Annotated in this window: 29 protein-coding genes; 8 read left to right on the forward strand and 21 right to left on the reverse strand. The window is 62.2% G+C overall.

Features of this window, described 5'->3' with window-relative positions:
• Positions 1–36: 36 nt before the first annotated feature.
• A complete protein-coding gene (locus GTP44_RS00695; RefSeq protein ID WP_161017910.1) occupies positions 37–480 on the forward strand; it encodes a hypothetical protein in 444 nt (147 codons plus the stop codon).
• Here the strand turns inward: GTP44_RS00695 and GTP44_RS00700 are convergent, their stop codons facing one another.
• Complete coding sequence (locus GTP44_RS00700; RefSeq protein WP_161017911.1) at positions 481–1080, reverse strand: glutathione peroxidase; 600 nt, start codon at positions 1078–1080, stop codon at positions 481–483.
• A 191-nt stretch (positions 1081–1271) separates the two neighbouring features.
• On the opposite strand from GTP44_RS00700, the gene GTP44_RS00705 reads away from it, so the two are divergent.
• Positions 1272–2309: an extracellular catalytic domain type 2 short-chain-length polyhydroxyalkanoate depolymerase gene (locus GTP44_RS00705; RefSeq protein ID WP_229256722.1), complete on the forward strand. Its 1038-nt coding sequence runs from the start codon at positions 1272–1274 to the stop codon at positions 2307–2309.
• Here the strand turns inward: GTP44_RS00705 and GTP44_RS00710 are convergent.
• The 4 genes from GTP44_RS00710 to GTP44_RS00725 are packed head-to-tail and all read right to left on the reverse strand — an operon-like array spanning position 2281 to position 7739.
• Entirely contained in the window at positions 2281–3747 is a 1467-nt protein-coding gene (locus GTP44_RS00710) for an NAD-dependent succinate-semialdehyde dehydrogenase (protein ID WP_161017912.1), read from the reverse strand. The two genes, GTP44_RS00705 and GTP44_RS00710, sit on opposite strands and share 29 nt — an antisense overlap.
• 12 nt (positions 3748–3759) lie before the next feature.
• Positions 3760–4602, reverse strand: coding sequence for a polyphosphate kinase 2 family protein (locus GTP44_RS00715; protein ID WP_161017913.1), 843 nt, complete (start codon positions 4600–4602; stop codon positions 3760–3762).
• Positions 4603–4614: 12 nt separating this feature from the next.
• A complete protein-coding gene (locus GTP44_RS00720; RefSeq protein WP_161017914.1) occupies positions 4615–6228 on the reverse strand; it encodes an NAD(P)-binding protein in 1614 nt (537 codons plus the stop codon).
• The gene (locus GTP44_RS00725; RefSeq protein WP_160988433.1) at positions 6228–7739 is read right to left on the reverse strand and encodes a polyamine aminopropyltransferase; all 1512 of its coding nucleotides are present in this window, start codon (positions 7737–7739) and stop codon (positions 6228–6230) included. The genes GTP44_RS00720 and GTP44_RS00725 overlap by 1 nt, the downstream gene beginning before the upstream one ends.
• Positions 7740–7789: 50 nt before the next feature.
• Between GTP44_RS00725 and GTP44_RS00730 the strand changes: the two genes are divergently transcribed.
• From GTP44_RS00730 to speD, 5 genes are read left to right on the forward strand one after another with little or no spacing between them, the layout of a single operon-like run.
• Complete coding sequence (locus GTP44_RS00730; protein ID WP_160988432.1) at positions 7790–8176, forward strand: DUF350 domain-containing protein; 387 nt, start codon at positions 7790–7792, stop codon at positions 8174–8176.
• Between the two features lie 12 nt (positions 8177–8188).
• Positions 8189–9205, forward strand: a complete 1017-nt coding sequence (locus GTP44_RS00735; protein WP_160988431.1) for an SPFH domain-containing protein — start codon at positions 8189–8191, stop codon at positions 9203–9205.
• 6 nt (positions 9206–9211) lie between these two features.
• Positions 9212–10681: a DUF4178 domain-containing protein gene (locus tag GTP44_RS00740; protein WP_161017915.1), complete on the forward strand. Its 1470-nt coding sequence runs from the start codon at positions 9212–9214 to the stop codon at positions 10679–10681.
• The gene (locus GTP44_RS27095; protein ID WP_202412608.1) at positions 10678–10851 is read left to right on the forward strand and encodes a hypothetical protein; all 174 of its coding nucleotides are present in this window, start codon (positions 10678–10680) and stop codon (positions 10849–10851) included. Before GTP44_RS00740 ends, GTP44_RS27095 begins: the two co-directional genes overlap by 4 nt.
• Positions 10852–10862: 11 nt before the next feature.
• Positions 10863–11246, forward strand: a complete 384-nt coding sequence (gene speD, locus GTP44_RS00745; protein ID WP_202412607.1) for an adenosylmethionine decarboxylase — start codon at positions 10863–10865, stop codon at positions 11244–11246.
• Here speD and GTP44_RS27785 read toward each other — a convergent pair.
• Positions 11179–11886, reverse strand: coding sequence for a CPBP family intramembrane glutamic endopeptidase (locus GTP44_RS27785; RefSeq protein WP_161017917.1), 708 nt, complete (start codon positions 11884–11886; stop codon positions 11179–11181). The genes speD and GTP44_RS27785 overlap by 68 nt on opposite strands.
• On the reverse strand, positions 11883–12512 hold the full coding sequence (locus tag GTP44_RS00755) for a glutathione S-transferase family protein (RefSeq protein WP_161017918.1): 630 nt from the start codon (positions 12510–12512) through the stop codon (positions 11883–11885). Before GTP44_RS00755 ends, GTP44_RS27785 begins: the two co-directional genes overlap by 4 nt.
• Before the next feature lie 75 nt (positions 12513–12587).
• On the opposite strand from GTP44_RS00755, the gene GTP44_RS00760 reads away from it, so the two are divergent.
• On the forward strand, positions 12588–13403 hold the full coding sequence (locus tag GTP44_RS00760; RefSeq protein ID WP_308494288.1) for an AraC family transcriptional regulator: 816 nt from the start codon (positions 12588–12590) through the stop codon (positions 13401–13403).
• Positions 13404–13481: 78 nt separating this feature from the next.
• On the opposite strand, the gene GTP44_RS00765 is transcribed toward GTP44_RS00760, so the two are convergent.
• From GTP44_RS00765 to GTP44_RS00830, 14 genes are all read right to left on the reverse strand, one after another.
• Positions 13482–13904, reverse strand: a complete 423-nt coding sequence (locus GTP44_RS00765; protein ID WP_160988426.1) for a F0F1 ATP synthase subunit epsilon — start codon at positions 13902–13904, stop codon at positions 13482–13484.
• Positions 13905–13962: 58 nt separating this feature from the next.
• On the reverse strand, positions 13963–15363 hold the full coding sequence (gene atpD / locus GTP44_RS00770; RefSeq protein ID WP_072782968.1) for a F0F1 ATP synthase subunit beta: 1401 nt from the start codon (positions 15361–15363) through the stop codon (positions 13963–13965).
• Between the two features lie 30 nt (positions 15364–15393).
• Positions 15394–16269, reverse strand: coding sequence for a F0F1 ATP synthase subunit gamma (gene atpG / locus GTP44_RS00775; protein WP_160988425.1), 876 nt, complete (start codon positions 16267–16269; stop codon positions 15394–15396).
• Positions 16270–16328: 59 nt separating this feature from the next.
• Positions 16329–17870: a F0F1 ATP synthase subunit alpha gene (gene atpA, locus GTP44_RS00780; protein ID WP_160988424.1), complete on the reverse strand. Its 1542-nt coding sequence runs from the start codon at positions 17868–17870 to the stop codon at positions 16329–16331.
• Positions 17871–17941: 71 nt separating this feature from the next.
• Positions 17942–18487, reverse strand: coding sequence for a F0F1 ATP synthase subunit delta (locus GTP44_RS00785; protein ID WP_161017919.1), 546 nt, complete (start codon positions 18485–18487; stop codon positions 17942–17944).
• 2 nt (positions 18488–18489) lie between these two features.
• Positions 18490–18960 (reverse strand): F0F1 ATP synthase subunit B, encoded by a 471-nt coding sequence (locus tag GTP44_RS00790; RefSeq protein ID WP_161017920.1) that lies wholly within the window; start codon positions 18958–18960, stop codon positions 18490–18492.
• Between the two features lie 42 nt (positions 18961–19002).
• Positions 19003–19281 (reverse strand): F0F1 ATP synthase subunit C, encoded by a 279-nt coding sequence (gene atpE / locus GTP44_RS00795; RefSeq protein ID WP_090188637.1) that lies wholly within the window; start codon positions 19279–19281, stop codon positions 19003–19005.
• A 60-nt stretch (positions 19282–19341) separates the two neighbouring features.
• Entirely contained in the window at positions 19342–20136 is a 795-nt protein-coding gene (gene atpB, locus GTP44_RS00800; RefSeq protein WP_161017921.1) for a F0F1 ATP synthase subunit A, read from the reverse strand.
• Between the two features lie 21 nt (positions 20137–20157).
• Positions 20158–20523, reverse strand: a complete 366-nt coding sequence (locus GTP44_RS00805; protein ID WP_371867122.1) for an ATP synthase subunit I — start codon at positions 20521–20523, stop codon at positions 20158–20160.
• Positions 20524–20724: 201 nt separating this feature from the next.
• Positions 20725–21594, reverse strand: coding sequence for a ParB/RepB/Spo0J family partition protein (locus tag GTP44_RS00810; RefSeq protein ID WP_161017922.1), 870 nt, complete (start codon positions 21592–21594; stop codon positions 20725–20727).
• Positions 21595–21603: 9 nt separating this feature from the next.
• Positions 21604–22374 (reverse strand): ParA family protein, encoded by a 771-nt coding sequence (locus tag GTP44_RS00815; protein WP_160988418.1) that lies wholly within the window; start codon positions 22372–22374, stop codon positions 21604–21606.
• Between the two features lie 111 nt (positions 22375–22485).
• Positions 22486–23151, reverse strand: coding sequence for a 16S rRNA (guanine(527)-N(7))-methyltransferase RsmG (gene rsmG, locus GTP44_RS00820; RefSeq protein ID WP_161017923.1), 666 nt, complete (start codon positions 23149–23151; stop codon positions 22486–22488).
• A complete protein-coding gene (gene mnmG / locus GTP44_RS00825; RefSeq protein WP_161017924.1) occupies positions 23151–25076 on the reverse strand; it encodes a tRNA uridine-5-carboxymethylaminomethyl(34) synthesis enzyme MnmG in 1926 nt (641 codons plus the stop codon). Before mnmG ends, rsmG begins: the two co-directional genes overlap by 1 nt.
• A gap of 171 nt (positions 25077–25247) precedes the next feature.
• On the reverse strand, positions 25248–26012 hold the full coding sequence (locus GTP44_RS00830; protein ID WP_160988415.1) for a sulfite exporter TauE/SafE family protein: 765 nt from the start codon (positions 26010–26012) through the stop codon (positions 25248–25250).
• Between the last annotated feature and the right edge of the window lie 60 nt (positions 26013–26072).

Here is a 26072-nt window from a genome sequence, read left to right on the forward strand (position 1 = left end):
ACTGCGGCTGTTTGCAACGGAAGGGAAGGATGAGCAATGCACAAAACCAGCAGCCGATGGGCCGCATGCGCCGTGCTGATGGCCGTCGCGGGAGCGGCCTCGGCCAGCGCAGACAGAACGCCCAAACCGGGCGGCGTGTATCGCCTGAAACCGGGTATCTATGTGGCGGAAGGCTCGGAATGCGGCGCGCCACCCAACGCCGCCATCCGTCAGTATGACGGCAAGGGCATTTCCACCGCACATACCCGGTCGTGCAAGGCCAAGGTACTGAAACGTCAAGGCAAGAAATATACGGTGGAACAGTCCTGCATCGACGCCGGCGCCGGGTCGGCGCCGCGCAGTATCCAGCACCAGCAGGTGACGGTCGACAATGCGCTGACCTTCCAGCAGAACATCGCCGGCAACATCACCAACTATCGCTACTGCCCGATCAGGGAGTTACCGACCGACCTGCGCAAGGCGGCCAACGCCAAGCGCTGATCAGGAGCCCAGCGCTTTTTCGATGGCACCGACCAGCTGCTTGTCGCCCGGCGTGACCTTGCTGCCGAAGTTGTTCACCACATTACCGTGACGGTCGATCAGGTATTTGTGGAAGTTCCACGCCGGCGCCTTGCCGGTGGCCTTGATCAGGTTGGCGAACAGCGGGTTAGGCTCCTTGCCGGACACCACCGACTTGGCAAACATCGGGAACTTCACGCCATAGGTGTTGTAGCAGAAGTCGGCGATTTCCTTGCTGCTGCCCGGCTCCTGCTGGCCGAAGTCGTTGGACGGGAAGCCCAGCACCACCAGGCCTTTGCTGCCGTATTTGGCGTACAGGCCTTCCAGCCCTTCGTACTGGTTGGTGAAGCCGCAATAGCTGGCGGTGTTGACCACCAGAATCACCTTGCCGGCGTACTGGCACAGGTCCTGCGGCGTCTCGTCCTGCAGGCGCTTGAAGGTCTGTTTGAGGATGGCCGGGCAGCTGGCCGGCGCCGCTGCGGCGGGGGCGGCCGGAGCGGCGGCGGGAGCTTGCGCGAACGCGGGAGCGCCGGCCATGATGGTCAGCGAGGAAACGAGGCACAGGGCGAGGGACTTGGACATGGTGTCGGACCGGAAAGTGTGTAGAAAAATCCATTCTAGTTCAATTTAGTTCCCGTCGCACGATTGGCCCAGATTAAGCAAAATGCGCCCCCGCGCGATATCGTCATTGCCGCGCAGGCGAAAATCCACAGGCCATCAGCCGGCCACCTCGGCATGGATTCCCGCCATCGCGGGAACGACGGGGGGCGGCCATGCGAAAATTGTTTCTGTGCTTATTGTTGTGGATCGGCGCCGCGCAGGCGCAGGTGGTATCACTGCCGGCGCTGCGGGCGACGCAGGTCAGCGTGTCCGGACTGTCGTCCGGTGCTTACATGGCGGTGCAGTTCGAGGTGGCCTACTCGCGCACGGTGATGGGCGCCGGCGTCATCGCCGGTGGCCCGTATTTCTGCGCGCAAGGCAGCGTGTACATCGCCACCACCCGTTGCAGCTGCAACGAGGAACTGCTGGCCTGCCGCGTGCGCCCCGGCGGCACGCGCGTGCCGGAGCTGATCGCCCTCACCGACTGGTTCGCCGCCTCGCAAACCATCGACCCCACCAGCGCGCTGGCCAGCCACCGCGTGTGGATGTTTTCCGGCACGCTGGACTCGGTGGTGCCGCAGGCGGTCGGCAACGATCTGCTGACCTACTACCGCCACTACATCGACGCCAACCGCATCTCCTACAAGCGCAACCTGGCCGCCGAACACGCGATGCCCACCGACAGCTACGGCAACCCCTGTTCGGCGCTGGGCACGCCCTACATCAACCACTGCAACTACGACGCCGCCGGCGAATTGCTGAGCTGGATCTACGGCCCGCTGGCCGCGCGCGCCAGCACACTGTCGGGCCGCTTCATCGCGTTCGACCAGTCGGAATTCATCGCCCTGCCCACCTGGCACGGCATGGCGGACTTGGGCTATCTGTACATTCCGCCATCGTGCGAAGGCGGCGGCTGCCGTCTGCATGTGGCCTTCCACGGCTGCCAGCAAAACCCCGACAATATCGGCACGCTGTTTGTGCGCCGCGCCGGCTACAACGCCTGGGCCGACAACAACAAGCTGCTGATCCTGTATCCGCAAACCTCGGCCACCTTCTACAATCCGAAGGCATGCTGGGACTGGTGGGCGCACGACGACACGCGCTATGCACAAAAAGCGGGCCGCCAGATGGCGGCCGTCAAACGCATGGTGGACCGCCTGAGCGACGGCGGCACCGTCGCACTTATATGCCGCCGAGGCAGATGTACTTGACCACCAGGTAGTCCTCGATGCCGAGGTGCGAGCCCTCCCGTCCCAGGCCGGATTGCTTGACGCCGCCGAACGGCGCCACCTCGGTGGAAATCAGACCGGTGTTGACGCCGACCATGCCGCTCTCCAGCCCTTCCGCCACGCGCCAGATGCGGCCGACGTCGCGCGAATAGAAATAGCTGGCCAGGCCGAACTCGGTGTTGTTGGCCAGCGTGATGGCTTCCTCGTCGGTCTTGAAGCGGAACAGCGGCGCCAGCGGGCCAAAGGTTTCCTCCTTCGCCACCAGCATGTCCTCGCGGATGTCGGCGATCACGGTCGGCTGGAAGAAGCTGTGGCCCAGCGCGTGGCGCTTGCCGCCCAACAGCAGGCGGCCGCCCTTGGACAGCGCATCGGCGACATGCTGCTCGACCTTCTCCACCGCTTTGCCATCGATCAGCGGGCCTTGCGTGACGCCGTCCTCCACGCCGTTGCCGACCTTGAGTTTATCCACCGCAGCCACCAGCTTTTGCGCGAACGCCTCGTACACGCCGTCCTGCACGTAGAGGCGGTTGGCGCAGACGCAGGTCTGGCCGGCGTTGCGGTACTTGGAGGCGATCGCGCCCTCGACCGCCGCATCCAGATCGGCATCGTCGAACACGATGAACGGCGCGTTGCCGCCCAGTTCCAGCGACAGCTTCTTGATGGTCGGCGCGCACTGCTCCATCAGCAGCCGGCCCACCTCGGTGGAGCCGGTGAAACTCAGCTTGCGCACGAGCGGATTGGCAGTCATCTCGCCGCCGATGTCTTTCGACTTGCCGGTCAACACGCTGAACACGCCCGGCGGCACGCCCGCCCGTTCGGCCAATACCGCCAGCGCCAGCGCGCAGTAAGGCGTCGCCTCGGCCGGCTTGAGCACCATCGGACAGCCCGCCGCCAGCGCGGGGCCGGCTTTGCGGGTGATCATCGCGATCGGGAAATTCCACGGCGTGATGGCGGCGCACACGCCGATCGGTTCCTTCGTCACCAGGATGCGGCGGTCCGGCCAGGGCGACGCCAGCGTCTCGCCGGCCACGCGCTTGGCTTCCTCGCCAAACCATTCGATGAACGAAGCGCCATACGCCACCTCGCCGCGCGACTCGGTCAGCGGCTTGCCCTGCTCCGCCGTCATCAGCAGCGCCAGGTCGTCGGTGTTTTCCAGGATCAGGTCATTCCACTTGCGCAGGATGCGGGCACGCTCGGCGGCCGGCTTTTTGCGCCATGCCGGCCAGGCGGCGTTGGCGGCCTCGATGGCGCGTTTGGTTTCGGCCGCGCCCATCACCGGCACGGTGCCGATTTGTTCGCCGGTGGCGGGATTGGTGACGGCCAGCGCCTTGCCGCTGTCAGCGTCGCGCCACTCGCCGTTGAGGTAGGCCTGCTGACGCAGCAGGCGCGGATCTTTCAGTTGCAGCTTGATTGGCAACATCAGGCATTCTCCTTACTCCACGGTGAAAGACGACAGGTCCGGATGCGGCGGCGGATAATGCAGGTCCATGCTTTCCAGCGTTTCCAGCAGCAGGCTGGCGATCACCAGATTACGATGGGTCTTGGAATTGGCCGGCACCACATACCATGGCGCGTGCGGCGCGTCGGTCTCGCGGATCGCCTTTTCATACGCACGCTGATAGTCGCCCCATTTTTCACGTTGCTTGATATCTTCCGGATTGAACTTCCACTGCTTGTCCGGATCGTCCAGTCGTTCCTGCAGGCGCTCGCGCTGTTCTTCCTTCGAGATATGCAGGAACACCTTGATGATGACCGTGCCCGTTTCCGCCAGCATGCGTTCGAAATCGCGGATCTGCGCATAACGGCGCTTGCATTCCGCGTCGTCGATCCAGCCCTGTACCTTGGTGATCAGCACATCCTCGTAATGACTGCGGTTGAAGATGGCGATCTCGCCCAGCACCGGCACATGCTGATGCACGCGCCACAGATAGTCGTGCGCCAGTTCGTTGTCGGTCGGTCCCTTGAAGGACACCGCGCGCAACCCCATCGGATTGATCCCCTTGAACAGGGCGCGCACCGTGCCGTCCTTGCCGCCGGTATCGGTGGCCTGCAAGACCAGCAGCACTTTTTGCTTGCGCTGCGCGTACAGCTTGTCCTGCAGCGCCGAGATACGGTCGATCAGCGCGGCGGTGCGCTCCAGGTCCAGCGCCTTGGCGCGCGACTTGCCGAGTTTGGGGTTGGCGGCACGCGTCGAAAACGCGGTGTCGTCCGCATCCTCATCACGCAGCTTGAGTTTTGGGTTGGCGCGGAAGCGCTCGCGGGCATTATGGGTCATGCTTTGAGCATATCACTTTGCCGCCAGCTGTGCCGCGCGGATGCCCCACCAGGCGGCTTCCTCGAAGACCGAGAAGCCCGACAGGTCGGCGTGGGCGAACAGAATCGGGCCATCGACTTCGCGCAGTGCCTTCATGCCGGCGTTGCCGCGGAAGTTGGGCCAGGGGACCGCCATCGCGTGGCCACGCAGCGTGATGTCGACCCGCTCGACGCACGCGGCAAGCTGGCCGCCGTAAGCGGTTTTCAGATCGGCGCTGGCCAGCGCCAGCAACTCCTCCGGTTTGGCGGAGGCCATCCAGTGACGCGCGCTGCTGGCCTTGCGGTCCGACAGCGCGACGTAGGCGCTGAACACCGTCTTGGCCGGCGGCTGCACGCGGATGTCCTGGTGCGTGGAGACCACGTAGCCCAGTCCCGGCTCGCTGTACACCACGTTGTCCCACGATAGCGGCTGCGGGTTGGTCCCCCCTTGCAGCTCCTCGGGGAAGCGCTTGAGCAGGAAGTTCGCCACCATCCACGGCGCGTATTCCGGCGCGTGCCTGGCGGCGTCGAAACCGTATTCGCCGATGTTATCCACAACCCGCGCGGCGACGTAGGTCGGCATCGCGCAGATGGCCTTGCGGGCGCGCACCAGATAGCTGGTCGGCTTGCCGTTTTCCAGCTTGAAGCACAGCGCCTCGACGCCGCCCGCCGTTTTTTTCAGCGACACCGCCGTCCCGGCCATGCGCCGCACGGCGGCCGCGCGCTCGATGCCCGAGGCCAGCGGCTGCAAGCCGCCCGGCCAGGTCAGCCAGGCGCCGTCGCCGGCATTGGCGGCCTGCCCCCAGCGGCTGCAGTAGTAGTGCAGTCCCGCCCAGGCGGATACCTTGTCATAGCGGGTGCCGTAGTCGTCGCGGCAGCAGTAGTTCAGATACCAGTGCAGCGTCGGCGACTTGTAGCCGTTTTGATCCATCCACTGTTTGAGCGTGATGCGGTCCAGCGCCTGCCACGCCGGGTCTTCCGACGACATCACCGTCGGAAAAACGAAAACGCGCCGGCCATCCGCGCCGTGCGTCTGCCGCAGGCGGCGCACCTCGTCGAAGAAGCGCTTGTGCTCATCGAGCTCCCATTGCGGCACGCCGTCGGTGGGGATGAAGCCTTCCTGCCAGTGGCCGTTGTGCAGCAGGCGTTCCTCCGGCGCGTGCAGGATGAAGCGCTCGTCGTAGTAAGGCTTCTCGCCGTAAGGATCTTTCTGGATGATGCCCAGGTCCGCCAGAATTTCACGCACATGCGTTGATTCCGGCGACGGCAGCGGCAGATAATGCGCGCCGGTCGGATAGGCATATTCACCGAAGGCGCCGCCGGCCGCGTTGCCATAGGGCTGCGGGCCGTCGATCATCAGCACCTGCGTCTTGCCCAGCTTTTTGAGCTTCCACGCGGCAGTGAGGCCGGAGACGCCGGAACCGAGTATCGCGATATCGGTGTCGATAATCCGCGATGGCGGCGGCAGCGCGTGCTTGTCGCGCAGGAAGTGGCCTTCGTCGCGGCCGACGTAGTGCAGCGTTGGCGTAATCTCCTGCCAGCGCTGGAAGGCCAGCCCGCTGCCGGCCACGGTGGCGCCGGCCCAGACGAGGAAAGAGCGGCGCAGCATCAGCGTATCACCCGCCGCCAGTCCTGCTCGAATTCATGCACGAGCGACTGGGTGTTGAGGCGATTCGGCGCCATCGGCAGCGGCTTCATGTCCGGCGGGAAGATGAACATCTCGCGCGTGGTGTCGGCGTTCAGGTAGCGCATCGGCAAACGGTAGCTGACCGGCGGCGTGTACGACGCCTGCGGCGACGCCAGAATAAAGCCCCACTCGCCGAACGACGGCACATAGGCGTGATACGGCCAGGTCTTCATGCCGACATCGCGCAGCGTGGCGTCGATGGTCCAGAAGGCGTGCGGCGCGAAGAACGGCGACGTCGATTGCACCGTCATCAAACCGTTGGCCGCCAGATGCTTGCGCACCATGCCGTAGAACGGCACCGAATACAGCTTGCCCAGCGCGAAGCTGGATGGATCGGGGAAATCGACGATCACCGCGTCGAACATATCGTCGTTATGCTGCAGCCAGATCGCCGCGTCGGCGTTGATCACGCGCACCCGCTTGTCGCTGAAGGAGGCGTTATTCAGCTTGACCAGTTCCGCGCGCTGCGTGAAGGCGGTGGTCATGGCCGGGTCCAGGTCGACCAGCGTCACATGCTCGATATTTTTGTAGCGCAGGATCTCGCGCAGCGCCAGGCCGTCGCCGCCGCCCAGCACCAGCACGCGCCGGGCCCACGGCAGCGCCTCCAGCACCGGATGCACCAGCGCTTCGTGATAGCGGTATTCGTCGCGCGACGAGAATTGCAGGTTGCCGTTGATGTACAGGCGCGTATCGTCCTTCCAGCGCGTGATCACCAGGCGCTGATACGGCGTGGTGGTGGCGTAGACGATTTCATCGCCGAACAGGCCATGCTCGCCCCAGTGCGTCATCTTGTCGGCGAAGGCAAAGCCGAACACCAGCACGCACATCACCGCGCTGGCGCGCAGCATGCGGCCGGTGACGTTTTTCAGCTCTGTGCGAAACACGCTGATTGTCCACAGCGCCACGCCCACATTCAGCATGCCGAACATGAAACCGGTGCGCACCAGTCCCAGGTACGGTGCCAGCACCAGCGGGAACAGCACCGACACCGCCAGCGCGCCCAGATAGTCGAACGTCAGCACCTTGCTGACCAGTTCATTGAATTCGGTCTGCCGCGCATTCAGCGCGCGCATCACCAGCGGCACCTCCATGCCGACGAACACGCCGACCAGGAACACCATCGTGTACAGCATGGTGCGGAACGGCGCCGTCATCCACGAGAAGGTGAGGAACAGCACCGCCGCCGAAACGCCGCCCACCAGGCCGACCGCCAGTTCGATATCGACAAAGCGCGCCAGCACGTCTTCATCCTTGACGTACTTGGAGAAATGCGCGCCCACGCCCATCGCAAACAGGTAGCATCCGATAATGGTGGAAAACTGCAACACCGAATCGCCCAGCAGATAGCTCGATAACGCGCCGGCGATCAGCTCATACGCCAGGCCGCAGGAGGCCACCACAAAGACGGACAGGATCAGAATCTTTTTGTTCATTGAGCGCGTTTGCTTTATTATCAAGTAATAACTTTACATGAAGGTGTGACGTGCCCGCCATACTAAATTATCTGATCCACCTGTTGCTGGCCGCGTTGCTGCTGGCCGCGTTCTTCAAAGCCTACACCTGGATGACGCCTTTCGACGAGGTGAAACTGATCCGCGAGGGGAATCAGGCGGCCGCGCTGTCGCTGGGCGGGGCGCTGATCGGCTTTTCGATCACTATTGGTTCCGCGCTGATGCATACTCTCGATTACCAGCAGTTTTTCGCCTGGGCCTTCGGCGCCATGGTGATCCAGGGGCTGGCGTATGGGATCGCCACGCGCGTGCTCAACATGTCCAAAGACCAGATCGAGGCCAACAACACGGCCTTCGGCGGCCTGCTGGGCGCGATTTCACTTTCCATCGGCGTCATCAACGGCGCCTGCATTTCCTAAGCGAGGACCATCATGGGTATCGGCAGCTTTATCAAGAAGCAGTTTATCGATGTACTGCAATGGAACGAGGACACCGAGGGCGTGCTGGCGTGGCGCTTTCCGATGGCCGACCAGGAGATCCAGAACGGCGGCCAGCTGGTGGTGCGCGAGTCGCAGGTGGCGGTGTTCGTCAACGAGGGCCAGATCGCCGACGTGTTCGGCCCCGGCACCCACACGCTGACCACCCGCACGCTGCCGCTGCTGACCAACCTGAAAAACTGGGACAAGCTGTTTGATTCGCCGTTCAAGTCGGACGTGTACTTCTTCAGCACCCGCGTGCAGACCGGCCGCAAATGGGGCACGCCGCAGCCGATCACCATCCGCGACAAGGACTTCGACATGGTGCGCGTGCGCGCCTTCGGCATGTACTCGTACCGGGTGACCAACGCGCGCGCCTTCTTCACCGAAATCAGCGGCACGCGCGAGGTCTACACCCGCGACGAGGTGGAAGACCAGCTGCGCGGCATCCTGATGGCGACCATGGCCAGCTCGCTGGGCGCGTCGCAAGTGCCGTTCCTCGACATGGCGGCCAACCAGGCGCTGATGGCGCAGCAGGTCAAGGGCGACCTGACCGCCGCGTTCGCGCGCTACGGCATCGCGCTCGATGAATTCAATGTGGCCAGCGTCAGCTTGCCGGAGGAACTGCAGGCGGCACTGGACGAGCGCATCTCGGCCGGCATGAAGGGCGGCATGAGCGCCGACAAGATGGCCGGCTTTACCAAGTACCAGGTGGCCAGCGCGATCCCGCTGGCGGCCGGCAACGAGGGCGGCCTGGCCGGCATCGGCGCCGGTCTGGGCGCCGGCATGACGGTGGGCCAGGTGATCGGCCAGACGCTGGGCAACACGCTGGCGCCGCAAGCCGCCGCGCCGGCGGAGGACTCCATCGAGGCGCGACTTGAGAAGCTCAAAGGCCTGCTGGATAAAGGCCTGATCTCGGCCACCGACTACGACAGCAGCAAGGCTGAACTACTGAAAAAACTGATCGGCTAACACCGCATGCAAATCGTTTCCTGTCCCAGCTGCGGCGCGGAGGTCAAATTCCGCTCGCACGCCTCGGTCATGGCGGTCTGCGAGTATTGCAGCACGCGCGTGCTCAAGGACCAGGACGCCGTCAAAGACCTGGGCAAGATGTCGTCCGTGCTGGAGGACTATTCGCCGATCCAGATCGGCACCGCCGGCGTGCTCGGTGGCCGGCCGTTCACGGTGGTGGGCCGCATCCAGCTGCGCTATTCGGCCGGCATGTGGAACGAGTGGTTCCTGTTTTTTGACGATGGCAAAACCGCGTGGCTGGGCGATTCGTCCGGCATGTACACCATCACCGCCGAATACCAGGGCGAGACGCAGACCCAGGCCTTCGACGACCTGGTGCCGGGGCGCGGCTACCCGATCGGCGGCGGCGTCTACACGGCGGCCGAGGTGCGCTTGGCCGATTGCGTCGGCGGCCAGGGCGAGCTGCCCTTCAAGGTGGGCGACGGCTACCAGGCGCGCGTGGCCGACTTCCGCCGTGGCGCGGAATTCATCACGCTCGATTATTCGGACGGCCCGGTGCCGGTGGTCTACACCGGCCTCGCGGTCACGCTGGACAGCCTGCAATGCCAGTTGCTGCGCGACGACGACACCATCCAGCGCGCCGCCGGCCGCTATCGCGGCAAGCTCGATGCGCTGGACTGCCCCGCATGCGGCAGCCCGATCAAATATCTGCCCGGCGTGACGGCCAATCTGGTGTGCCCGGCCTGCGCCACGCAGATCGACGCCGCCAGTCCCAAAGCGCAAGTGGTGGCCGCCGGCGAACGCGTGGCCGCCGTGCCGCTGACGCTGGAACTGGGCGCCACCGCCAACATCAACAACCAGAACTTCACCATCATCGGCATGATGCGCCGCGCCGACGACGAAGGCACGCAGTGGAACGAATACCTGATGTACGGCCCGCGCGCCGGCTTCTCGTGGCTGGTGGAGACCGACGAAGGCTGGTCCGGCGCCAACGTGCTGTCCGATTGGCCGCTGACGTACACGCCGGGCGCCGGCACAGTGCTTGTGGATAAGGTCAGCTTTTCCCGCCTGTACGACTACGGCGCGGTGGTGACCTACGCGGTGGGCGCCTTCAACTGGCGCGTCAGCGTCGGCGACAAAACGCAGGTGGAGGAATTCCAGGCAGGTCAACTGCGGCTGGCGTCCGAGACCACGCCGCAGGAGATGACGTGGTCGCGCTCCTCGCCGGTATCGGCCGACCAGCTGGCGCTGTGGTTTGGCAGCGCCTTCAAGGGCAAGATCAAATCGCCGTCCAGGAACCAGCCGTTCGCCAACAACCGTCATCGCACGACGGCCAAGTACATCATCGGCCTCATGCTGGCGGTGAACGCGATCCCGCTGCTGTTCAACTTTGGCGACACCTGGTTCCTGAGCGCGATCGCCGCGCTGGCGATCTACCTGCCGGCGACCTTCCTCGATAACAATGACCAAGCATGACTAGATTCTTCATCTACGCGATTATCGTGGTGTTGTTCAGCGCCGGCACCAGCTGGAGCCGGATGGGCGGCGCCGGCGGCGGTGCCTCGCGCGGCAGCGCCTGGAGTTCGCACACCGGCGCCGGCGGCGGCAGCTGGGGCGGCGGTTCGGGCGGCGGAGGCCACAAGTGAAGCGCGCATCCTTGCCGGCGGGCGTGGCCGCGCCGGTGGCGCATGCGCCATCCGGTCAGCATGTGCTGGCCGATCTGAACGGAATCTCTGCCGAAAAATTAAGCAACTGCGCCGCGCTGGAAACGCTGCTGCGCGGCGCCGCCGACGCGGCCGGCGCTCAGGTTTTGTTCAGCCACTTCCACGCCTTCGGCGAAGGTCAGGGCGTGACCGGCGTGGTGCTGCTGGCCGAATCGCACATCACGATTCACACCTGGCCCGAATGCGGCTTCGCCGCCGCCGACATCTTCATGTGCGGCAATTCTCAACCGGAGTTAGCGCTCGCTCTCATCAAAAAGGCTTTGCAGCCTGGTTCTGCGCATGTGCATACCGCGCGGCGCGGGCCGCCAGTTTTTTAAGCAGCGCCGGCAAAAAGATAATCAGCGAGTCGATCAGCACGTGGGCGATCATGCAGGCGATCAGATCGCGCTGCCACAAGTACAGGCCGGTCAGCAGGCTGCCGCCGAACAGCACGCCCACCAGATGGCCCCACGACCAGCCGCCGAGATGGGCCAGCGTGAACACCGTCAGCGGGATCAGGGCGGCGATCCACAGGTTGCCGGTCAGTTCATGCAGACGTTCGATCGGGTAGCCGCGGAACATGATTTCCTCGGTGATGCCGGCGGTGACGACCACCGCCCAGCGGAACCATGCCGGCCTGCCAAGCAGCCGGTTCAAGCCTTCGGCTGACTCCTCAGGCAGCGCCGCCTTGCCGCCCTTGCTGGCCTGGATCACCGAAATGACCGACGTGGCCAGAATAGTCAGCCCCAGCGTGGCGCCGATCAGCCAGGCCAGGTAATTGCCCGGAACGATGCCGATGCTGGCCAGCGTGCGCCGCTCCCACAACAGCACCAGCGCCATCACGGCGATGCAGCCACCCCAGCTCTTGATCAGATGCGGCCACAGTTCGATGGGCCCCTGCTGCTTGCCGTGCTTGAGAAAGGCGAACAGCGACGGCAAGCCCATCGCCAGGATCAGACCGATGAGGGTTACGGTCACGCGGCGGCCTGTTCGGCGGCCAGCGCCGCGTCTTTCTCACGGGCGGCAATGGCGGCCGGACGGCGGTTGACGCGCTCGACGTATTGCTCGATGACCGGCAGTTTGGGCACGATGCCAAACATCAGCATCCAGCCGAAGGCCGTGCCCCACAACACGTCCAGCGCGCTGAACTGCTCGCCCAGCAGGTAAGGGCCTTTGCCCAGCTGTTCTACCAGCGTGTTGAACATGGTGTCGAAATCGCCGTAGTGGCAGGCCTGCTTGTCGGCCGGCTGGTTCTTCATCCACTGGTCGACGATGGCCGGCTCGAAGCAGCTGCCGTAGAAAGCCATCCAGCGCAGATAAGGGCCGCGCAGCGGATCGCCCAGCGGCGGCGCCAGATGCGCTTGCGGGAACAGGTCGGCCAGATACAGGTAAATGGCCACCTGCTCGGTGACGACGGCGTCGCCATGGCGAATCGCCGGCACCTTGCCCATCGGGTTGACGGCCAGATAGGCGGCTGCGCGGTTCTCGCCCTTCTTCATGTTCATCACCTGCAGCTCGTAGGGCGCGTGCAGTTCTTCCAGCAAGGTCAGCACGCCGGTCGAGCGCGTGTGCGGGCAGTGGAACAAGGTCAGTTGCTGATGCATGTGTTTCTCCTCGGTGGTGGTGAAAAACTCACGATAACGCTTGCTAAGATGGTGGTCTTGTAAAAACGCGAACGCATGATGACATCGCTGCAAAGTGTACCGCGTCCGACGCGCGGCGTGGTCAATCCGGCGGCCGGCGAAAAGATTTTCCGGCTGGAGCGCTATCTGCCCGAGGCCGACCTCGCTCCCTTCATCGAACATTTCTGGCTGGTGGCGTGGACGCCGCCGGATGGCGTGGTGCATGTGCAGCGCACACTGCCCTCGCCTTGTATCCATGTGGTGTTTGACGCCGGCCGCACGGCGGTGTTCGGCGTGATGACGGGGGCGTTTGAATACACGCTGCGCGGCAGCGGCCGCGTGCTGGGGCTGCGCTTCCGGCCGGGCGCGTTTCGCGGCTTCCTGCGCCAGCCGGTGCAGACGGCCACCAACCGCGAGCTGCCGTTGTCCGCCGTGTTTGATTGCGAAGACGCCGGGGCCGAGCAACGCGTACTGAGCGCGGCCGACGACGCCGGCATGGTGGCCGCCGCCAGCGCCATCATCCGTACGGCCCTGCCACCAGTCGATCCGATGACGGAGCGCATTGCCGCGATTCTGCAAGCCATCGAACACAACGCCGACATCACGCAGGTGCAGCAACTGGCGGACCATGTCGGCATCAGCGTGCGCAAGCTGCAGCTGCTGTTCAAGGACTATGTGGGCGCGACGCCAAAGTGGGTAATCCGCCGCAACCGCCTGCTGGACGCGTCCGATCTGCTGGCCAAAGGCAGCGACATCGACCTGTCCGCACTGGCGCAGCAGCTGGGCTACTACGACCAGTCACACTTCACCACCGATTTTGAAAAGCTGGTCGGCAAGCCGCCGGCCGGCTACCGGCGCAGTTGCAAGGATTGAGCGAACCGGTTTGCTGCCGTGAAAGACGTAAAAAAGGCAGCCGAAGCTGCCTTTTTGCTGATGCTGCTGTTGCGTTGCTTAGCGCTTGTCGCGCAGCTTGGCGATCGCTGCCAGCTGGCCGATGGCCGCCGCCAGTTCGGCTTGCGCTTTCGCGTAGTCGATGCCGGAGCTGTTGTTGGCCAGCGCTTCCTCGGCGCGTTTCTTGGCTGCGGCCGCTTTGGCCTCGTCCAGATCGGCGCCGCGAATCGCGGTGTCCGCCAACACCGTCACTGCGCCCGGCTGCACTTCCAGCAGGCCGCCGGCGACGAAGACGAACTCTTCTTCCGACTGGCCTGGGATCTGGATGCGCACCGCGCCCGGACGGATACGGGTGATCAGCGGCGTGTGCTTGGGATAGATCCCCAGCTCGCCCTGCTCACCCGGCAACGCGACGAATTCGGCTTCGCCAGAGTAGATCAACTCCTCGGCGGAAACCACGTCAACGTGAATAGTGTTTGCCATGTGTGTCCTATCGGGTAGAACGGTCCCGCCTCGCGACGGGACCGGTCAACTCAACTGATTAGTTGAGTTTCTTGGCTTTTTCGATGGCTTCTTCGATCGTGCCGACCATGTAGAACGCTTGCTCTGGCAGGTGATCCAGTTCGCCCGAGGCGATCATCTTGAAGCCCTTGATGGTGTCTTTCAGCGACACGTATTTACCAGGCGCGCCGGTGAACACTTCAGCGACGTGGAATGGCTGCGACAGGAAACGCTGCATCTTACGTGCGCGCGCCACCAGCAGTTTGTCTTCCGGTGCCAGCTCGTCCATACCCAGAATCGCGATGATGTCACGCAGTTCCTTGTAGCGCTGCAGGGTGCCCTGTACGGCACGCGCGGTGTCGTAGTGGTCCTGGCCGACGACCAGCGGGTCCAGCTGACGCGAGGTCGAGTCCAGTGGGTCCACCGCTGGGTAGATACCCAGCGAGGCGATGTCACGCGACAGCACGACGGTCGAATCCAAGTGACCAAAGGTGGTCGCTGGCGACGGGTCGGTCAAGTCATCCGCTGGCACGTACACGGCCTGGATCGAGGTGATCGAACCGGTTTTGGTCGAGGTGATGCGCTCTTGCAGACGGCCCATTTCTTCGGCCAGCGTCGGCTGGTAACCCACCGCCGATGGCATACGGCCCAGCAGTGCGGACACTTCGGTACCGGCCAGCGTGAAGCGGTAGATGTTGTCGACGAAGAACAGCACGTCCTTGCCTTCATCACGGAACGCTTCGGCCATGGTCAGACCGGTCAGCGCCACGCGCAGACGGTTGCCTGGTGGTTCATTCATCTGACCGTAGACCATCGCCACTTTCGAGTTGGCCGGGTTTTCCAGGTCCACCACTTTGGCGTCGGCCATTTCGTGGTAGAAGTCGTTACCTTCACGGGTACGCTCACCCACACCGGCGAACACGGACAGACCCGAGTGCGCTTTAGCGATGTTGTTGATCAGTTCCATCATGTTCACGGTCTTGCCGACGCCGGCGCCACCGAACAGACCGACCTTGCCGCCTTTGGCGAACGGGCAGACCAGGTCAATCACCTTGATGCCGGTTTCCAGCAGGTCTTGCGATGGCGACAGCTCATCGTAAGCTGGCGGGGCGCGGTGGATCGAGGCGATCTGGTCATGAGCGACCGGGCCGCATTCGTCGATCGGGTTGCCCAGCACGTCCATGATGCGACCCAGCGTCGCTTTGCCCACTGGCACCATGATTGGCTTGCCGGTGTTCTGGATTTGCATGCCGCGACGCAGACCGTCCGACGAGCCCAGGGCGATGGTACGCACGATACCGTCACCCAGTTGTTGTTGTACTTCCAGCGTCAGCTCGGAGCCTTCCATCTTCAAGGCATCAAATACCTTGGGCATTGCGTTGCGTGGAAACTCAACGTCAACCACCGCGCCGATACACTGAACGATTTTGCCATCAGCCATGTTCGTTCCTTCAAATATAGTTAAATTCGTTTAAACCGCTGCCGCACCGGCGACGATTTCGGAGAGTTCTTTGGTAATCGCGGCTTGGCGGGTCTTGTTGTAGATCAGCTTCAATTCGCCGATCACACTACCTGCGTTGTCGCTTGCCGCCTTCATCGCCACCATCCGCGCCGATTGCTCGGACGCCAGGTTTTCCGCCACCGACTGGTACACCAGCGCTTCTACATAGCGCTCCAGCAGTTCGTCGATGACCGTGCCCGCGTCCGGCTCGTAGATGTAATCCCAGTTGTGATTACCTGCGTCAGCCTGTTTGGTCGCGGCCGGCAGTGGCAGCAATTGCTGCACGACCGGTTCCTGTTTCATCGTGTTGATGAACTTGGTGTAGCAGAGGTAAACCGCATCGACCTCGCCGTTCTGGAACTTTTCCAGCATGACTTTGACGGGGCCGATCAGTTTTTCCAGGTGCGGGGTGTCGCCGATCTGGGTGACTTGCGCCACCACGGGAACGCCAACGCGATTCAGGAAACCCAACCCTTTATTACCAATCGCAACGGCGGCAATCTTGTTGCCGGCCGCTTCGAGCTCACGCGATTTGTTCGTCACCATACGCAGGATATTGGTGTTCATGCCGCCGCACAGACCCTTGTCGGTCGTGACCACGATGAAACCAATCGCCTTGGCCGTTTCCTTGGCTTCATCGGCCAGGAACGGGTGCGTGTATTCTGGATTTGCGTTGGCCAGATTAGCGGCGATGTTGCGAATCTTCTCACTGTAGGGACGGGCGGCGCGCATGCGATCCTGCGCTTTGCGCATTTTCGATGCGGCGACCATTTCCATCGCCTTGGTGATCTTCTTCGTATTTTCTACGCTTTTGATCTTGCCACGTATCTCTTTGCCTACTGCCATGAGTCCTTACTCCTTCTGCGCTGACGGCGCTCCAGGTTCACCCCGGAGCGCCAAGCACCTTAAAATGCGCCGGATTTCTTGAAGTCAGCGATAGCGGCGGACAGGGCGGCTTCGCCGTCTTTGTCCAGCTGCTTCGACGATTCAATCTTCGACAGCAGGTCAGCTTGTTTGGTCTTCAGGTACGCATGCAGGCCGGCTTCGAACGACAGCACTTTTTTGACTTCGACGTCATCCAGGTAGCCCTTGTTCACTGCGAACAGCGAGGCGGCCATCAGGGAGATCGACAGTGGCGAGTACTGTTTCTGTTTCAGCAGTTCGGTCACGCGGGCGCCGCGGTCCAGTTGCTTACGGGTCGATTCGTCCAGGTCCGAAGCGAACTGCGCGAACGCGGCCAGTTCACGGTACTGGGCCAAGTCGGTACGGATACCGCCGGACAGGTTTTTGATGACCTTGGTCTGAGCGGCGCCACCAACGCGCGACACCGAGATACCGGCGTTGATCGCGGGACGGATACCGGCGTTGAACAGCGACGTTTCCAGGAAGATCTGGCCGTCGGTGATCGAAATCACGTTGGTCGGCACGAAGGCCGACACGTCACCCGCCTGGGTTTCGATGATCGGCAGCGCGGTCAGCGAACCGGTCTTGCCGGTCACGGCGCCGTTGGTGAAGGCCGACACGTAGTCGGCGTTGACGCGGGCCGCGCGTTCCAGCAGACGGCTGTGCAGGTAGAACACGTCGCCAGGGTAGGCTTCGCGGCCTGGTGGACGGCGCAGCAGCAGCGAGATCTGACGATAGGCCACGGCTTGCTTCGACAGGTCATCGTAGACGATCAGCGCGTCTTCGCCGCGGTCGCGGAAGTATTCGCCCATGGTGCAGCCCGAGTAGGCCGAGATGTACTGCATCGCCGCCGATTCCGACGCCGAGGCGGCCACCACGATGGTGTACTCCAGCGCGCCGTGCTCTTCCAGCGAGCGCACGATGTTCTTGATGGTCGAGGCTTTTTGACCGATGGCGACGTAGATGCACGTCATGCCCTGGCCTTTTTGGTTGATGATCGCATCAACGGCCACGGCCGATTTACCGGTTTGGCGGTCGCCGATGATCAGCTCACGCTGGCCGCGGCCAATCGGTACCATCGCATCGATCGATTTCAGACCGGTCTGCATCGGTTGCGATACGGACTCACGGGCGATCACGCCCGGGGCGATTTTTTCGATCGGCGAGGTCAGCTTGGCGTCGATGGCGCCTTTGCCGTCGATCGGCTGGCCCAGCGCGTTGACCACGCGGCCACGCAGTTCGGGACCGACCGGCACTTCCAGGATGCGGCCGGTGGTTTTGACGGTGTCGCCTTCCGAGATGTGCTCGTAAGCACCCAGAATCACGGCGCCAACCGAATCGCGCTCCAGGTTCATCGCCAGACCGAAGGTGTTGCCGGGGAATTCCAGCATCTCGCCCTGCATAACTTCCGACAGACCGTGAATGCGGACGATACCGTCGGCCACGGAAATCACCGTGCCTTGGTTACGTACTTCAGCGCCACCATCAAGGCCTTGAATACGGCTCTTGATCAGCTCGCTGATTTCAGATGGGTTGAGTTGCATACTAACTAACTCCTAAATAGGGTTTCTCTCAGCTTGCGCGAGATGAAGAATCTGTTCTAAGCAGGCGGCGATCACGCCACCAGTGCAACACGCATTTGCTGCAGCTTGGCGCGGACCGAAGTGTCCAGCACTTCATCGCCGATCACCACGCGCACGCCACCGATCAACGCCGGGTCCACGGTCACGACCGGGTTCAGCTTGCGGCTGAATTTCTTTTCCAGCGTGGCGACCAGCTCACTGACTTGCGCGGCACTCAGCTCGAAGGCGCTGGTGACTTGCGCGTCTGCCGCGCCTTCCTCGGCGTTTTTCAACGCGTGGAATTGCGCGCCGATTTCCGGCAGCAGACTGATGCGGCCATTCTCGACCAGCATCGCCAGGAAGTTGTTCGCTTCCGGGGTCGAAGGCGATTTCACCAGGGCCGTGATGGCGGCGACGATATCGCTGGCCGACGCTTTCGGGTTGCGGGCGAACGCCTGTACCTCGGGGTGGCCGCCGATCTGCGCCAGTTCGGCGACCAGCTCGGACCACGCCGCGAGGGTGAACGATTCCTTACCTGCTTGGGCCACGCGGAAGAGGGCTTCCGCGTAGGGACGGGCGACGGTTGCGTTTTCTGCCATGATTACAGCTCGACAGACAGGCGCGACAACAGTTCGGCGTGGGCCGAGGCGTTGACTTCACGCTTGAGGATTTGCTCGGCGCCCTTCACAGCCAGGTCAGCCACCTGAGCGCGCAGCGCTTCGCGCGCCTTGGCCAGTTGCTGCTCGGCTTCAGCTTTAGCTTGCGCAATGATGCGGTCCGCCTCGGCTTGTGCATTCGCTTTGATTTCGTCCGCCACCAGTTGCGCGCGCTTTTCAGCGTCGGCAACGCGTTGCGAAGCTTCTTCGCGTGCACCGGACAGCGCTTCGGCGGCGCGCTTCTCAGCGGCCACCATGGCTTGCTGGCCCTGGTCGGCAGCGGCCAGACCATCGGCGATGCGCTTGGCACGCTCATCCAGCGCTGCGTTCAGCGATGGAAATACGAACTTCATCGAGACCCAAACCAACACCGCGAAGGTGATCATCTGGCCGAGAAGAGACATATTGATGTCCATACCTATGCTCCTAACTAAAAGTTTCTCCTAGTGTGGAGCAGATTACTGAGCGACGGTTTGCAGAGCGGCCAGGAATGGGTTGCTGAAGGTGTACAGCAGAGCGATACCAACGCCGATCATCGAGATCGCGTCCAGCAGACCGGCGATCACGAACAGTTTGGTTTGCAGTTGTGGCATCAGTTCTGGTTGACGCGCCGACGCTTCCAGGAATTTACCGCCCAGAATGGCGAAACCCAGAGCGGTACCGATAGCGGCCAGGCCGATGATGATAGCGGCTGCCAGAACGGTCATGCTTTGTACTTGTGCGATCAGAGCTTGCATTGAAATTTCTCCTAAGATTTAAAAAAGACTACAGATACTAAAAAGTTAAAAACGAAAGAATTAGTGCTTCTCAACCGCAATGGCCAGATACACAACCGTCAGCGCCATGAACACAAACGCTTGCAGGGTCACCACCAGAATGTGGAAGATCACCCACGGACCACCGAGCAGCCACTGCGCCCACCAAGGCAGCAGAGCGATCAGAATGAACAGCAGTTCGCCGGCATACATATTGCCGAACAAACGCAGCGACAGCGACAGTGGCTTGGCCAGCAACTCGATCAATTGGAAAGCCAGGTTGATCGGTGCCAGGATGATGGCCATGAAGCCATGCGCGTGGAACGGTGCCGTCAACAGTTCTTTACCCCAGCCGCCGAGACCTTTGGCTTTGATCGAGAAACCAATAATGCACAGCATGACGCCGAACGACATGCCGAAAGTGTGGTTGACGTCGGCAGTCGGCACGACGCGCAGCTTGTGGACGCCGAACAGACTCAGGATTTTAGGCAGCAGGTCGACCGGCAGGAAGTCCATGGCGTTCAGCAGCCATACCCAGCAAAAAATGGTGATCGCCAGCGGCGCGATGACCTTGCTCTTGGCGTGGAACGCCGAGTTGACCACGTCGTTGACCAGCTCCATCACGGCTTCGACAAAGTTTTGCAGCTTGCCCGGCACGCCGGCGGTGGCTCGGCGCGAGGCCATGTAGAACACGCCGAGGAACACCAGGCCCAGAATGGCCGAAACCCAGAACGTGTCCAGGTTAAACGTGCCGTCGGCCGATTTCAGGTGGCTTAAGTGGTGCTGAATGTACTCAATATTAGTGGGCGCTTCGTGCCCGACGTTTTCAGTGGTCATAAAAATATAAGATTTTGGTGATTAAATTGCGAGCAGTGAAAACCAGTACGCCATGGTTGCCACCGCGAAACCCAAGATCAGCCATAACCATGAGGCCGACTGAAACACCACGAGTGCGACAATAAACAGCACCACCGTGATAAAAATCTTTGTCACTTCAGCGCGCACATGCGCACGTAAAGCAATTTTGGCGTCATTTGAACCGCGCGCAACGATCATCGCGTACATCAGGCTCCCGATGACTGCGATGGCTCCGCCATAAGCGGCCGACCAAGCTTTGTTTACTCCGCCTAGGTTCCAGGCGAGCAAGGCGAATCCAGTGGCGATGACGAACTGGAGGGCGACAATGCGGAACACCGGCTTCGAGATGCTCGTCGAATTACTCACTCCCGAGCCTCCTTAAAAACCGATTAAACCCCAAAAGACGCGTGATTATATGTGTCTTTCCTGTAGCACGTCAAACATGCTGCACCGCAGCAGAGCATTTGGTGCACGAATGAGACGCTTTTAGAAACATTTCCGTCGTCTTTGCACCAAGTTGGAATCAGATAGAAAACCGGTGTCAGGTCTGACACCGGTTTTTGACGCTTAAGCGCGCAGGCGGGCCAGCACGCCGTCGAGGATGTCAAGGTCGGCGAAGTCGATGATCATCTGGCCGCGGCCCTTGGCGCCCATCTTGAAGATGACCGGGGTGGCCAGCTTGTCCGACAGTTCTTCTTCCAGGCGGGCGATGTCGCCGGACTTTTCCTTGGCGCGCGCTTCTTTCGGCGACGATTGCAGCTCTTCCAGCGTTTTGGTGACCAGTTTCTCGGTTTCGCGCACCGACAGCCGTTTGGCGATGACCATGTTGGCCAGGTTGATCTGCGTCGCGGCGTCGACCGCCAGCAGCGCGCGGGCGTGGCCCATGTCGATATCGCCGGCCATCAGCATGGTTTGCACCGGCGATGCCAGATTCATCAACCGCAGCAAATTCGATACCGCGCTGCGCGAGCGGCCGACGGCGTTGGCCGCCTGTTCGTGGGTGAAGGCGAAATCGGTGATCAGGCGGTGGATGCCCTGCGCCTCTTCCAGCGGGTTCAGGTCCTCGCGCTGCATGTTTTCGATCAGCGCCATCGCGGCGGCGGCCTGGTCGTCGACGTCACGCACCAGCACCGGCAGCGTTTCCAGCCCGGCCAGCTGCGCGGCGCGGAAACGGCGCTCGCCGGCGATGATCTCGTATTTGTCCTTGCCGATCGGACGCACCAATATCGGCTGCATGATGCCCTGTGTCTTGATCGACGCGGCCAGCTCCTGCAGGCCGCCCTCGTCCATGCGGGTGCGCGGCTGGTATTTGCCGGCCTGCATCTGCGTGACCTTGAGTTCGGATGGGGTGTTGGCATCCGCCTGGTTGATGTCGCCGTCGCCGCCCAGCAGCGCGTCCAGGCCGCGACCCAGGCCTTTGAGTTTTTTGGTTGCCATGTCTGTGCCTTACATTTTCTTGATGCGCTTGATCATCTCGGCGCCGAAGGCGATATACGCCTGTGCGCCCTTGGAGGTCGGATCGAAGGTGACGCCCGGCACGCCATACGACGGCGCTTCGGCCAGGCGCACGTTGCGCGGGATGATGGTCTTGAAGACTTTGTCGCCGAAGTGCTGCTCCAGCTGCGCCGACACCTGCTGCGACAGCGTCATGCGCGGATCGAACATCACCCGCAGCAGGCCGATGATCTTCAGGTCGGGGTTCAGGTTGGCGTGCACCTTCTTGATGGTGTTGACCAGGTCCGACAGCCCTTCCAGCGCGTAGTACTCGCACTGCATCGGGATGATCACGCCATGCGCGGCGCACAGGCCGTTCAGCGTCAGCATCGACAGCGCCGGCGGGCAGTCGATCAGGATGAAATCGTACTCTTTATCCACAAGCGCCAGCGCGTCCTTCAGGCGGCGTTCGCGGTTGTCCAGCTCCACCATCTCCACTTCGGCGCCGGCCAGCTCGCGGTTCGATGGCAGCACGTCGAACTGGCCTGGCTCGGAGCGCTGGCGCGCCGTCGCCACGTCGGCGGTGCCCAGCATCACCTCATAGGTCGATGCCTTCAGCCCTGCCTTGTTGATGCCTGCGCCCATGGTGGCGTTGCCCTGCGGGTCGAGGTCGACCAGCAGCACGCGCTGGTTCAGTTTTGCCAGACCGGCCGCGAGGTTAACGGTGGTGGTGGTTTTGCCTACGCCGCCTTTTTGATTTGCTACGCAAAAAATTTTTGCCATGTATTTCTTATCTGTGTTGATGCTTTTGATTTATACGGTATAAACGATATAAACTATTTATATCGTATATTTGATATAAACTGTTTATATCGTATAAACCATTTATATTGTTTATTCCGTTTCGGCTTTGATGAAAACCAGATGACGTTCCGCGTCCAGTCCCGGCACCGCCAAAGGCTGCAGTTTCTGCACTTTCCATGGTGCTGGCAGTCGCTCTCGCTCCTCCGCCGGCGCCGTGCCTTTCAAGGCGATGTATTGGCCGCCCTCGGCCAGCAAATGCCCCGACCAGTTGACGAAGTCCGACAGGTCGGCGAAAGCTCTGGAGGTGATGACGTCGAATTTGGTCTTCACTTCCAGGTCCTGCACTTTCTTCGTGTACACCGTGACGTTGCTCAGTCCCAGCTCCGCCTTCACCTGATTGAGGAAGGCGGTCTTCTTGTGCACCGTGTCGATCATCGACACTTTCATGTCCGGACAGCTGATCGCCAGCACCATGCCCGGCAGTCCGCCCCCCGCTCCCACGTCCAGCACGTTGGTGGCGCCGGCGAAGGCCGACACCGCCGTCAACGAGTCCAGCAGGTGCAGCTTGACCATTTCCAATGGATCGCGCACCGAGGTCAGGTTGTAGACCGAATTCCACTTGTTCAGCAGGGCCAGGTAGTCCAGCAACTGCGCCACCTGTGCCTCGCTCAGTTCCAACGGCAGCTGCTTGATGCCTTGTTTCAAAACATCCGCGACGACTTCGCGGGCTGGCGTGCCCCGGTCGAAAAACTTCATTAAGCTGCCTCTTCTTTATTCACAAAACCACCGAAACCGGCCTTCTTCAGGTGCACCAGCAGCAACGAAATGGCCGCCGGGGTCACGCCCGAAATACGCGATGCCTGGCCCAGCGTTTCCGGACGCTGTGCGTGCAACTTCTGGCGCACTTCCACCGACAGCGCGGTGATGTCCAGGTAGTTGTAGTTCTCCGGCAGTTTCAGGTTTTCGTAGTGCTCGTGGCGCTCCACTTCGCGCGTCTGGCGGTCGATATAGCCCGAATATTTGAGCTGGATTTCGATCTGTTCCTTGACCGCTTCGTCGGTTTCGCCAGGGCCGGCCAGGTCGCGGCCATCGGCGCCTTTCAGCGTCATCAGCTTGGCGTACGCGACGCCCGGACGGCGCAGCAGGTCGGCCAGCGAATACTCGCGCTCGATGGCCTGGCCAATCACGCGCTCCGATTCGGCCGCTTCCAGTATGCGCGGATTCACCCAGATCGAGCGCAGCCGCTCCAGCTCGCGCGCGACCGATTCGCGCTTGCGGTCGAAGGCTTCCCACTGCGCATCGCCAACCACGCCCAGCTGGCGACCGGCCTCGGTCAGGCGCATGTCGGCGTTGTCTTCGCGCAGGCTCAGGCGATACTCGGCGCGGCTGGTGAACATGCGGTACGGCTCCATCACGCCTTGCGTGACGAGGTCGTCCACCATCACGCCCAGGTAGGCTTCCGAACGCGCCGGCGTCCAGGCTTCCTTGCCCTGCGTTTGCAGCGCGGCGTTGACACCGGCCAGCAGGCCTTGTGCGGCGGCTTCTTCGTAGCCGGTGGTGCCGTTGATCTGGCCGGCGAAGAACAGGCCGCTGATGGCCTTGGTTTCCAGCGATGCTTTCAGGCCGCGCGGGTCGAAATAATCGTATTCAATGGCGTAGCCGGGACGCAGGATATGGGCGTTTTCCAGCCCTTTCATCGAGCGTACCAGTTCGATCTGCACGTCGAACGGCAGGCTGGTGGAGATGCCGTTTGGATAGAACTCGTGCGTCGTCAGGCCCTCAGGTTCCAGGAAAATCTGGTGCGATTCCTTGGACGAGAAGCGGTGGATCTTGTCTTCGATCGACGGGCAGTAACGTGGGCCGACGCCCTCGATCACGCCGGTGTACATCGGGCTGCGGTCCAGGCCACCACGAATGATGTCGTGGGTTTTGCTGTTGGTGTGGCTCACCCAGCACGGCATTTGCTCAGGGTGCATGGCGGTATTGCCCATCACCGAGAACACCGGCACCGGGTCCAGATCGCCCGGCTGTTCGGTCATCTGCGTGAAGTCGATGCTGCGGCCGTCGATGCGCGGCGGCGTGCCGGTCTTCAGGCGGCCTTGCGGCAGCTTCAGTTCTTTCAGGCGCGCCGACAGCGACACGGCCGGCGGATCGCCGGCGCGGCCGCCCGAGTAGTTGTTCAGACCGACGTGGATTTTACCATCGAGGAAAGTGCCGGCGGTCAGCACCACGGCTGGCGCCAGGAACTTCAGGCCGATCTGGGTGACGGCGCCGACCACGCGCTCGCCCTCGACCATCAGGTCGTCCACGGCCTGCTGGAACAGCCACAGGTTCGGCTGGTTTTCCAGGCGCGAACGGATCGCGGCCTTGTACAGAATACGGTCGGCCTGGGCGCGGGTGGCGCGCACGGCGGGGCCTTTGGAGGAATTCAGAATGCGGAACTGGATGCCCGATTCATCGGTGGCGATCGCCATGGCGCCGCCGAGCGCGTCGACTTCCTTGACCAGATGGCCTTTGCCGATACCGCCGATGGAGGGATTGCACGACATCTGACCCAGCGTCTCAATGTTGTGGGTGAGGAGCAGCGTCTTCTGGCCCATGCGGGCGGAAGCAAGCGCGGCTTCGGTGCCGGCGTGACCACCGCCGACAACGATGACGTCGAATTTCGTAGGGAATAGCATGGTGTGGAAACTTTAAAGCGAAGGGATCAAGGTCAAATTATAGAGTTTTTTTAGGGCTGCGACTTTTTTAGGCAAAAATATTCTTGGTTGTGTTCCACGTGAAACAATGAAAAAAGGGCACTCAGCGTGTCCACTGAGTGCCCCTTTAACTTTGTTCCACGTGAAACAGTGTCACCAACGCAACCAAGCGTCATGGCCGGTTTTGACGATCAGCACGGAGACCACGACCAGGAACAACTTGCGCACGAAGCCGCTGCCATGCTTCATCGCCAGGCGCGAGCCGATCAGCGAACCGGCGATCTGGCAAACGGCCATGGTCAGGCCCAGTTGCCAGATCAGGTGACCGGAGTAGCCGAACCACACCAGCCCGGCGAAGTTGCAGGCCACGTTGACGATCTTGGCCACCGCCGAGGCGCCGAGGAAGTCGAAGCCGAATACCCGCACGAACAGGAACACCAGAAAGCTGCCCGTGCCCGGACCGAAGAAGCCGTCATAGAAACCGATCGCCGCGCCGACCACCAGCGCCAGCGACTGCTCCCTGGCGCCCGAGTGGATGGGCGCGTGCACGCTGCCGAAGTCCTTCTTGGCGAAGGTGTAGATCGCCACCAGCAACAGCACCACCGGCAGCGCGGTACGCATGAAGTCGGCCGAGACGTGGGTCACCGTGTAGGCGCCGAGGAAGGCAAAGACCAGCGCCGCCATCGCCGCCGGCGTCGCCACCGACCAGGCGATCGCCACCCGCCGCGCATAGCTGACCGCCGCGACGCTGGTGCCGAAGATACTGGCCAGCTTGTTGGTGCCGATCAGCGTGGCCGGCGCCATGTTGGGAAACACCGTGAACATGGTCGGTAGCTGGATCAACCCTCCTCCACCGACGACCGCATCGACCAGACCTGCGCCAAACGCGGCCACACCCAACACCCAAAAGTCCACCATGATCCCGCTTTCCTCAACGTCCAAAGGCTCTATTGTACGGAAGAAATCTGCGTCGGCTGA

The sequence above is a fragment of the Duganella lactea genome (genome assembly GCF_009857505.1).
In the GTDB taxonomy this organism is placed as follows: Bacteria; Pseudomonadota; Gammaproteobacteria; order Burkholderiales; family Burkholderiaceae_D; genus Rugamonas; species Rugamonas lactea.

Coding starts and splice junctions, on each gene's coding strand:
- GTP44_RS00715 (WP_161017913.1), bottom strand. CDS start 4,602: ATGACCCATAATGCCCGCGAGCGCTTCCGCGCCAACCCAAAACTCAAG.
- GTP44_RS00700 (WP_161017911.1), bottom strand. CDS start 1,080: ATGTCCAAGTCCCTCGCCCTGTGCCTCGTTTCCTCGCTGACCATCATG.
- GTP44_RS00785 (WP_161017919.1), bottom strand. CDS start 18,487: ATGGCAGAAAACGCAACCGTCGCCCGTCCCTACGCGGAAGCCCTCTTC.
- GTP44_RS00815 (WP_160988418.1), bottom strand. CDS start 22,374: ATGGCAAAAATTTTTTGCGTAGCAAATCAAAAAGGCGGCGTAGGCAAA.
- mnmG (WP_161017924.1), bottom strand. CDS start 25,076: ATGCTATTCCCTACGAAATTCGACGTCATCGTTGTCGGCGGTGGTCAC.
- GTP44_RS27095 (WP_202412608.1), top strand. CDS start 10,678: ATGACTAGATTCTTCATCTACGCGATTATCGTGGTGTTGTTCAGCGCC.
- GTP44_RS00740 (WP_161017915.1), top strand. CDS start 9,212: ATGCAAATCGTTTCCTGTCCCAGCTGCGGCGCGGAGGTCAAATTCCGC.
- atpA (WP_160988424.1), bottom strand. CDS start 17,870: ATGCAACTCAACCCATCTGAAATCAGCGAGCTGATCAAGAGCCGTATT.
- rsmG (WP_161017923.1), bottom strand. CDS start 23,151: ATGAAGTTTTTCGACCGGGGCACGCCAGCCCGCGAAGTCGTCGCGGAT.
- GTP44_RS00735 (WP_160988431.1), top strand. CDS start 8,189: ATGGGTATCGGCAGCTTTATCAAGAAGCAGTTTATCGATGTACTGCAA.
- GTP44_RS00710 (WP_161017912.1), bottom strand. CDS start 3,747: ATGTTGCCAATCAAGCTGCAACTGAAAGATCCGCGCCTGCTGCGTCAG.
- GTP44_RS00720 (WP_161017914.1), bottom strand. CDS start 6,228: ATGCTGCGCCGCTCTTTCCTCGTCTGGGCCGGCGCCACCGTGGCCGGC.
- GTP44_RS00765 (WP_160988426.1), bottom strand. CDS start 13,904: ATGGCAAACACTATTCACGTTGACGTGGTTTCCGCCGAGGAGTTGATC.
- GTP44_RS00810 (WP_161017922.1), bottom strand. CDS start 21,594: ATGGCAACCAAAAAACTCAAAGGCCTGGGTCGCGGCCTGGACGCGCTG.
- GTP44_RS00760 (WP_308494288.1), top strand. CDS start 12,588: ATGATGACATCGCTGCAAAGTGTACCGCGTCCGACGCGCGGCGTGGTC.
- GTP44_RS00790 (WP_161017920.1), bottom strand. CDS start 18,960: ATGGACATCAATATGTCTCTTCTCGGCCAGATGATCACCTTCGCGGTG.
- GTP44_RS00755 (WP_161017918.1), bottom strand. CDS start 12,512: ATGCATCAGCAACTGACCTTGTTCCACTGCCCGCACACGCGCTCGACC.
- GTP44_RS00705 (WP_229256722.1), top strand. CDS start 1,272: ATGCGAAAATTGTTTCTGTGCTTATTGTTGTGGATCGGCGCCGCGCAG.
- atpG (WP_160988425.1), bottom strand. CDS start 16,269: ATGGCAGTAGGCAAAGAGATACGTGGCAAGATCAAAAGCGTAGAAAAT.
- atpB (WP_161017921.1), bottom strand. CDS start 20,136: ATGACCACTGAAAACGTCGGGCACGAAGCGCCCACTAATATTGAGTAC.
- GTP44_RS00830 (WP_160988415.1), bottom strand. CDS start 26,012: ATGGTGGACTTTTGGGTGTTGGGTGTGGCCGCGTTTGGCGCAGGTCTG.
- atpD (WP_072782968.1), bottom strand. CDS start 15,363: ATGGCTGATGGCAAAATCGTTCAGTGTATCGGCGCGGTGGTTGACGTT.
- GTP44_RS00695 (WP_161017910.1), top strand. CDS start 37: ATGCACAAAACCAGCAGCCGATGGGCCGCATGCGCCGTGCTGATGGCC.
- atpE (WP_090188637.1), bottom strand. CDS start 19,281: ATGCAAGCTCTGATCGCACAAGTACAAAGCATGACCGTTCTGGCAGCC.
- GTP44_RS00725 (WP_160988433.1), bottom strand. CDS start 7,739: ATGAACAAAAAGATTCTGATCCTGTCCGTCTTTGTGGTGGCCTCCTGC.